At 74.8% G+C, this 7,249-nt stretch carries 6 protein-coding genes and 1 pseudogene; all 7 read right to left on the bottom strand.

The annotated features are described in order from the left end of the window. Positions 1-190: 190 nt before the first annotated feature. Positions 191-1,783: an FAD-dependent monooxygenase gene (locus K7G61_RS35460; protein WP_225851275.1), complete on the bottom strand. Its 1,593-nt coding sequence runs from the start codon at positions 1,781-1,783 to the stop codon at positions 191-193. Between the two features lie 106 nt (positions 1,784-1,889). Then, positions 1,890-3,437, bottom strand: a complete 1,548-nt coding sequence (locus K7G61_RS35465) for an FAD-dependent monooxygenase (RefSeq protein ID WP_308190809.1) — start codon at positions 3,435-3,437, stop codon at positions 1,890-1,892. Between the two features lie 3 nt (positions 3,438-3,440). After that, positions 3,441-4,391, bottom strand: coding sequence for an aromatase/cyclase (locus K7G61_RS35470; protein WP_225851276.1), 951 nt, complete (start codon positions 4,389-4,391; stop codon positions 3,441-3,443). Positions 4,392-4,445: 54 nt separating this feature from the next. Continuing rightward, on the bottom strand, positions 4,446-5,231 hold the full coding sequence (locus tag K7G61_RS35475) for an SDR family NAD(P)-dependent oxidoreductase (protein WP_225851277.1): 786 nt from the start codon (positions 5,229-5,231) through the stop codon (positions 4,446-4,448). 203 nt (positions 5,232-5,434) lie between these two features. Then, a complete protein-coding gene (locus K7G61_RS35480) occupies positions 5,435-5,710 on the bottom strand; it encodes an acyl carrier protein (RefSeq protein ID WP_225851278.1) in 276 nt (91 codons plus the stop codon). Positions 5,711-5,842: 132 nt separating this feature from the next. Beyond that, positions 5,843-7,087 (bottom strand): ketosynthase chain-length factor, encoded by a 1,245-nt coding sequence (locus K7G61_RS35485; RefSeq protein WP_225851279.1) that lies wholly within the window; start codon positions 7,085-7,087, stop codon positions 5,843-5,845. Next, a pseudogene (locus K7G61_RS35490) lies at positions 7,084-7,249 on the bottom strand (beta-ACP synthase); the annotation flags it as partial. The pseudogene K7G61_RS35490 and the gene K7G61_RS35485, both read right to left, overlap by 4 nt.

The following is a 7,249-nucleotide window of genomic DNA, read 5'->3' on the forward strand; positions in this document are numbered from 1 at the left end:
GGCCGCCGGGTCCGGGCCCCGGCGCGCCAGCTCCTTCAACTCCTGCAGTTCCCGCAGCCTGTGCATGTCCGTCCCCGTTCCGGTGGTCATCGTGTCGTCGTCCTCCGCCTCTTCCCGCGCCTGTGTCCGCGTCCGTTCGTCCACCGCTTCGTCCGCCGCTCCGTCCCGCCCGGGCCGCGCGGCCGTCGGCTCAGCCCGCCTCGGGCGCGCCGAACCAGCGCGAGAGGGCGTCGGCGAGCCCCGCCGCGGCCGGGCCGCCGCCCGCCGCCGGGCCGTCCGCCGCCGCGGCCCAGGCCACGTATCCGTCCGGCCGGACCAGCAGCGCCGACAGGCCCGCGAAGTCCCCGGCCGGTCCGGCCGGCCGGACCGTGGCCGTCACCACCCGGTCCTTCCAGGCCGCGGCGACCGCCCGGGTCGCCGGGTCGTCGGCCAGGTCCAGCAGCACGCCCTGCGCCGGGTGCAGCAGCCGGGTCGTACTGGTCTCGCCGGCCGCCGAGGCCAGTGGGCGGGGCGGTACGCGGCGGCCCACGAGCCCGCCGTCGGCGGCAGGAGCGCCGCCCGCGCCCGGAGAGCCGGGAGAGCCAGGGGCACCGCCCGGACCGCCGCCCGCGCCCGTACCGCCGTCCTGCCGCGCGCCGCCGCCGAGGTCGTACCGCACGTCCAGTCCGCTGACGACGCCCGCCAGGTGCCGTTTGACGTCGTCGATGCCGATCAGTTCCGCGAACAGCTCACGCAGCGGCTCGGACTCCTCGCCGCCCAGGAAGATCTGGTTCTGCGCCCGGGTGTTCATCAGCAGGCGCGCGCCGACCGGGTGCCGCTCGGCGTGGTAGGTGTCGAGCAGGCCGCCGGGGGCCCAGCCCCGTACCTCGGCGGCGAGCTTCCAGCCGAGGTTGGCGGCGTCCTGCACACCGGTGCTCAGGCCCTGCCCGCCCGCGGGCAGGTGGATGTGGGCGGCGTCGCCCGCCAGCAGCACCCGCCCGCGCCGGTACTCGGTGGCCTGGCGCGAGGCGTCGGTGAACGAGCTGACCCATTCCGCGTCGCGGCCGGCGATCGACTCGCCGGTGATCCGCTCCCAGGCGTCGGCGACCTCGGCGAACTCCACCGTGCCGGCGCGTTCGCGGGCCGGCGTGCCGTGCGGGCACACGATGATCCGGTCCACGCCCTCCCGCAGCGGCGCCGCCATGATCATGCCGGCGGGCAGCCGTTCGCCGAGGAAGCGCGGCCGTATACCGCCGCCCACGACGTCGGCGAGGTACATCTCACGCGTCGCCGGGGTGCCGGGGAAGTCGAAGCCGGCCAGCTTGCGGACCGTGCTCTGGCCGCCGTCGCAGCCGACGAGGTACGCGGCGCGCAGCCGCCGTTCGCCCCGCGCGGTGGCGGCCACGACCTCCACGGACCCGCCGTCGTCGGCGAGCGCGGTGACCTCCCAGCCGCGCCGCAGGTCGGTGCCCAGGCCCAGGGCCCAGCGTTCGAGCACCGCCTCCGTACGCGACTGCGGGATGCCACGCGCCCCGAAGTGGGCGTCCGGCAGGACGCTGTAGTCGAACCTGACCCCGCCGAAGTGGCCCAGCGGGCTCTTCTCCAGCCGGTCCCCGAACATCGGCAGCAGCCCGCGCTGGTCGAACACCTCCATGGCCCGGGCGGTGAAGCCCAGCCCGCGGGACTGCCCGGTCGGTTCGGTGAGCCGGTCCAGTACGGTGACGCGGGCGCCACCCAGCCGCAGTTCGCCGGCCAGCATCAGCCCGGTCGGGCCGGCGCCGACGATGATCACATCCGTGTCCATGTGCGTCTCCCCTGGTCTCGTCTCCTGGTCCCGCGCCGCGCGTCGCGCGTCCTCTTTCCGGCGGCCCGTGTCCCGCGGGCCGCGTCCGCTGTCCTGGTTCGGGCGGTCACAGGCCCGGTTCCGGGGGGCCGAACCAGCGGCGCAGGGCGGCGAGCGCGTCGCCGGGGTCCTGGCCGGCCCAGGCGACGTGGCCGTCGGGCCGGACCAGCAGGGCGGCCGGGGCGGCGAGCGGTCCGGTGGCGGGGGGCCGCGCGCTGACGGTGGTGACGCGGTCGCCCCACATCCCGGCGAGCCACCGCAGGTGTGCCTGGGGGGCGGTGGCGAGGTCCAGCAGCAGTCCCCCGCCGCCGCGCAGCAGTTCGCCGCAGGTCACCTGTCCCGCGTCGGTGGTCAGCGGCTCGTCCGGCAGGCGGGCGCCGAGCAGCGGGTGGTCGCCGTCGCCGACCGGGTACCGCACGTCCAGGCCGCTGATCATCCCGGCCAGGTGGGCACGGGTGGCCTCGCCCGCGATGAGTTCGGCGAGCAGCGCGCGGACCGGCTCGACCTCGGGGCCGCCCAGCAGCAGCAGCCCTTGGGTCCTGATGTTGGCCAGGACCCGCGCCCCGACCGCGTGGCGCTCGGCGTGGTAGGTGTCCAGCAGGCCGTCGACCGGTCGGGGGCCGACCTCCAGGGCCAGCTTCCAGCCGAGGTTGACGGCGTCCTGCAGGCCGAGGTTGAGCGCCTGCCCGCCGCTGGGCAACTGGACGTGGGCGGCGTCGCCGGCGAACAGCACGCGGCCGTGGCGGTAGGCGGCGAGCTGGCGGTTGGCGTCGCCGAAGGCGTTGATCCACAGGGGTTCGCCGCCGCTGACGTCCTCGCCGGTGACCCGCCGCCACACCTGGTGGAACTCCTCGAAGCCGGGGGCGCCCGAGCGGTCCACCGGGGGCCGGCCGAACTCGTGCACCATGAGCCGGGTGACGCCGCCGGGCATGCGCGCGGCGATGGCCAGCCCGGCCGGCAGCCGTTCGAACCGCCGGTTGGGTACGTCGATGCCCGCGATGTCGGCGCGCAGCAGTTCGCGGCGGGTGGGCAGGCCGGGGAAGGGCACGCCGGTCAGCCTGCGGACCGTGCTCTCCTCGCCGTCGCAGGCCACCACGTACGACGCCCGGAGCCGGCGGGGCCCCGAGGCGGTCGCGGCCGTCACCACGACGTGGTCGCCCTCGTCGGACAGGCCGCCGACCTCCCAGCCGCGGCGCAGGTCCGCGCCGAGCGACAGCGCCCATTTCTGCAGGAGTTCCTCGGTCCGGGCCTGCGGGACCTTCCACTGCCCGGGGTAGGGGCCGGGCAGCGTCAGGTCCATGGGGATGCCGCCGAAGTGGCCGCGCGGCTCCTGGGGCGGCACGCCGAGGTCGGCTAGCAGGCCGCGGCTGTCGAGGATCTCCATGGTGCGGGCGTGCAGGGTCGTCGCCCGGGACTCGGTGGTCGGCGTCTCCCGGCGCTCGACCACCACCACGTGGGCGCCGCCACGGCGCAGTTCGCCGGCCAGCATCAGGCCGACCGGGCCCGCGCCGACGACCACGACCTGGGCGTCCTCGGTACGGTCCGCGGCAGCCGCGGCGGCGGGGGAACCGGCGGGGGTGGAGCGCGCCGCGTCGTGCGGGGATTCGGCGGCCATGGGTCAGCTCTGCTTCTCGGCGTAGTCCTTGGCGTGCGTCAGGGTGGCCCGGCTGTTGGCGCTCAACGCCCCCTGCACATAAGCCTTCGCGTCCGCCGCACCCGCACCCGCCCCCAGCACCCCCTCGATCCGCTCCGGATCGATCACCACCGTGTGCCGCGACGTCGCCAGCACACCCCCCGCACCATCCTCCGAGATCGTCCACAACCCCGTATGCAGCGACAACAACGCCGGCAACGTCACCTGCTTGTACGCGATCGCGTGATACGGAAACGTCACACGGAACGACTTCGTCGTATGCGTCGAACCATCCCTGGCCACCGTGTCCATCTCCAACGACTGCAACCCCTCCCCGTCCTCCTCCAACCGCACCTTCGCCACATGCGGCAACCGCTCCGCCCACAACTGCGCCTCGTTCAAGAACGCGAACACATCCCGCCCCGAACCCCCCACCCGCACACTGTCCTCGAACGAGAACGTCAGATCCCGCGCACCATGCGCCGCCTCCACATTCCGCTTCAACGCCTCCAACTCGTGGCGCGAGTTGGTGTCGACGGCCCGGTCGATCCAGGCCAGTCCCTCCGGGTCGTCGTCGACGGCGCGGTAGTCGTGCAGCAGCCGGATCCGGGACCCGGCGCCCGGCCGGGGCTCGATGATCCAGGTGCCGCCCATCGCGGCGACCGGTGGCGCGGACACCTCCTGGCGGAACTCGATCCGCAGCGCCTCGGGATCCAGCACGCGGCGCGAGGTCCAGTTCTTGGCGGTGCCGTTGGCGGTGGCCCAGATGCGGATCCGCTCCTGGTTCCCGGACTTGTGGAGGTGGTCGACGTAAATGGTCGGGGGGAAGATCCGGGGCCAGTTGCGCACCTCGGCGATCAGCTCGTAGACGGTGTCGGCGGGGGCCGCGACGGTGATCTCGTGTTCGACGTGGCGCGTGCCGGGTTGCGTCGCCATGCTCGTGCTCCTGGTGGTCGGAGGGTGCGGGGATGCGCGCGGACCGCGCGGGGGTCAGAAGTTGCCGAGGCCGCCGCAGACGTTGATGGCCTGGGAGGTGACGGAGCCGGCCGCGTCGCCGGCCAGGTAGGCGACCATGGCCGCGACCTCGTCCGGGGTGGAGTAGCGGCCGAGCGGGATCTTGGCCTGGAACTTGTGCAGGATCTCGTCCTCGGTGGTGTCGTAGGCGGCCGCGTAGCCCTGCCGGACCCGCTGGGCCATCGGCGTCTCGACGTAGCCGGGGCAGACGGCGTTGACGGTGATGCCGGTGGGCGCCAGCTCGTTGCCCAGCGCCTTGGTGAAGCCGACGACACCGTGCTTGGAGGCGGAGTACGGGGCGCCGAGCACGACGCCCTGCTTGCCCGCGGTGGAGGCGATGTTGATGATCCGGCCCCAGCTCTTGTGCCGCATGCCGCCGGTGGTGAGGACCTCGCGGGTCATCCGGAAGACGCTGTTGAGGTTGGTCTCGATGACGTCCAGCCACAGGTCGTCCGCGATGTCGGCGGTGACGCCGCCGCCGCTGCGGCCGGCGTTGTTCACCAGGACGTCCACGGTGCCGAACCGCTCGACGGCCGCGGTCACGAAGGCCCGCACGCTGTCGCCGGACCGCACGTCGAGCGTGGTGCCGTCGATGTCGAGGCCCTCGGACTGCAGGTCCTTGACGGTGGCGGTGACGCTGTCGGCGCCGCGCGCGCCGATGTACACACGCAGGCCCTGGGCGGCCAGTTTCCTGGCCGAGGCGAGCCCGATACCGCTGGTGGCGCCCGTGACGAGGGCGACCCGCTGCTCCTGCTGGGACATGCTCTGACTCCTGTGCGTGGGTGACGGTGGGGCGGGGGCGGTGCGTCCCGCGGAGCGCGGGAGCGGGGGGCGCCGGGCCGCCGGGCCGCTGCCGGTCAGGGAGGCGGCAGCGGCCGTGCGCCGGCGGTCCGGGGTACGAGAACGGGTACGGGTTTACGGGCCCGGGGGTACGGGCCCGGGGGTACGGGGCCGGGCGCGGCGCTCTACGCGGCGGCTTCCGCGGCCTCGGCGAGCCGCGCGTTGACGGCCTCGATCAGGCTGCGGGGGGTGGCTCCGTCGGTCAGCGAGTCGTCGTCGAGGGTGACGCCGTACTCGCGCTCGATCCGGCCGCCGGTCTCCAGCAGGGCCAGCGACTCGTAGCCGAGCGCGTCGAAGCCCAGGTCGAGGATGTCGCCGTCGAGATCCACGGCCTCGTCGACACCGGCGCTCTCCAGCAGGATGCGCCTGAGGTCGTCGAGAGTGAACTGCCGGGTTTCCATGAGGATGTCCCCTTCGGGTGGATGTCGTGTGCGCGTGCTCGGGCGGGGGCCGGCCGGCGCTCGCGGCGACGCTGCCGCGGGCCCGGCCGTCCCGGGGTCATGGGAATGCGCGTCGGGTCGTGCGGTGGTGGGTCAGGAGGTCCGGGCGGTCCGGCGCGGCCCGGTCGGGCCGCGCCGGACCAGCACGGCCGAGTTGAAGCCGCCCGCGCCCCGCGCCAGGACGAGGGCGGTGTCCAGCTCGGCCGTGCGGCCCCGGTCGACGACGAGGTCCAGGTCGTATCCCGGGGCCGGCTCGACATTGACGGTGGGCGGGATGAACCCGGCGCCGATGGCGAGGAACGCGGTCGCCAGGTCGAGCGGCGCGGCGCCGGAGTACAGGCGGCCGGTCATGGTCTTGGGCGCGGTGACCGGCACCGCGCGGGCGCCGAACACCTCGCGTATGGCGTCCGCCTCGACGCGGTCCAGGTCGGGTACGGCGGCGGCGTCGGCGAACACCACGTCGACGTCGCCCGGCCCGGCGCCGGCGTCGGCCAGCGCCAGTTCGATGGCCTTGCGCAGGCCGGGCGGCCGGCCGCTGCCGGGCCGCGGGTCCATGGTGGCGCCGTATCCGGCGATCTCGCCGTACACGCGGGCGCCGCGCTCGCGGGCCGAGGCCGCCGACTCCAGCACCAGGATCGCGCCGCCCTCGCCGGGCACGTGGCCGCGGGCGGCGGCGTCGAACGGCAGGTACGCCTGGGTGGGTTCGTCGCTGGTGCTCAGCCGCCCGCCGGCCAGCTGCGCCACCCAGCCCCAGGGGCACAGCGAGGCGTCGACGGCGCCGGAGACGACGATCCTGGTGCCGCGCCGGATCTGCCGCCTGGCCTGCGCCACGGCGTCGAGGCCGCCGGCCTGGTCGCTGACGACGACGCTGCTGGGTCCCTTCATGCCGTTGCGGATCGAGATCTGGCCGCTGTTGACGGCGTAGAACCAGGCGAAGGACTGGTACGCGCTGACGTACTGGCTGCCCTTGCTCCACAGCGCCCGCAGCTCGCCCTGGCCGAACTCGAAGCCGCCGGACGAACTGGCGGTGACCACGCCCATGTCGAACTCGGGCAGTTCGCCGGGGCGCACCCCGGCGTCGGCCAGCGCCCAGTCGGCGGCGACCAGCGCGAGCCGGGTCATCCGGTCGGTCTGCGGGAGCAGCCGGCTGGGCAGGTGCGCCTCGGCGGCGAAGCCGGGTATCTCCCCCGCCAGCCGCGCCGGGTAGCCCGCCGGGTCGAAGCGGGTGATGCGGCCGATGCCGCTCTTGCCGTCTCGGGTGGCGGCCCAGAAGTCCTCTGTGCCCAGGCCGTTGGGCGAGGTCACGCCCAGGCCGGTGACCACGACCGGGTCGGTCACGCCGCGCTCCTTTCGGGCCGCGACAGCACCACGGCGCTCTGGAAGCCGCCGAAGCCGCTGCCGACCGAGAGCACCGTGTCGGTGCGCTGCTCGCGGGCGGTGAGGGGGACGTAGTCCAGGTCGCACTCCGGGTCCGGCTGGTGGAGGTTGGCCGTCGGCGGA

Source organism: Streptomyces sp. HPF1205 (assembly GCF_020400825.1).
Lineage (GTDB): Bacteria > Actinomycetota > Actinomycetes > Streptomycetales > Streptomycetaceae > Actinacidiphila.

What these genes read in the sequence shown, in the direction of transcription:
- K7G61_RS35460 (WP_225851275.1), bottom strand. Translation starts at nt 1,783, where the DNA reads ATGGACACGGATGTGATCATCGTCGGCGCCGGCCCGACCGGGCTGATG.
- K7G61_RS35465 (WP_308190809.1), bottom strand. Translation starts at nt 3,437, where the DNA reads ATGGCCGCCGAATCCCCGCACGACGCGGCGCGCTCCACCCCCGCCGGT.
- K7G61_RS35470 (WP_225851276.1), bottom strand. Translation starts at nt 4,391, where the DNA reads ATGGCGACGCAACCCGGCACGCGCCACGTCGAACACGAGATCACCGTC.
- K7G61_RS35475 (WP_225851277.1), bottom strand. Translation starts at nt 5,231, where the DNA reads ATGTCCCAGCAGGAGCAGCGGGTCGCCCTCGTCACGGGCGCCACCAGC.
- K7G61_RS35480 (WP_225851278.1), bottom strand. Translation starts at nt 5,710, where the DNA reads ATGGAAACCCGGCAGTTCACTCTCGACGACCTCAGGCGCATCCTGCTG.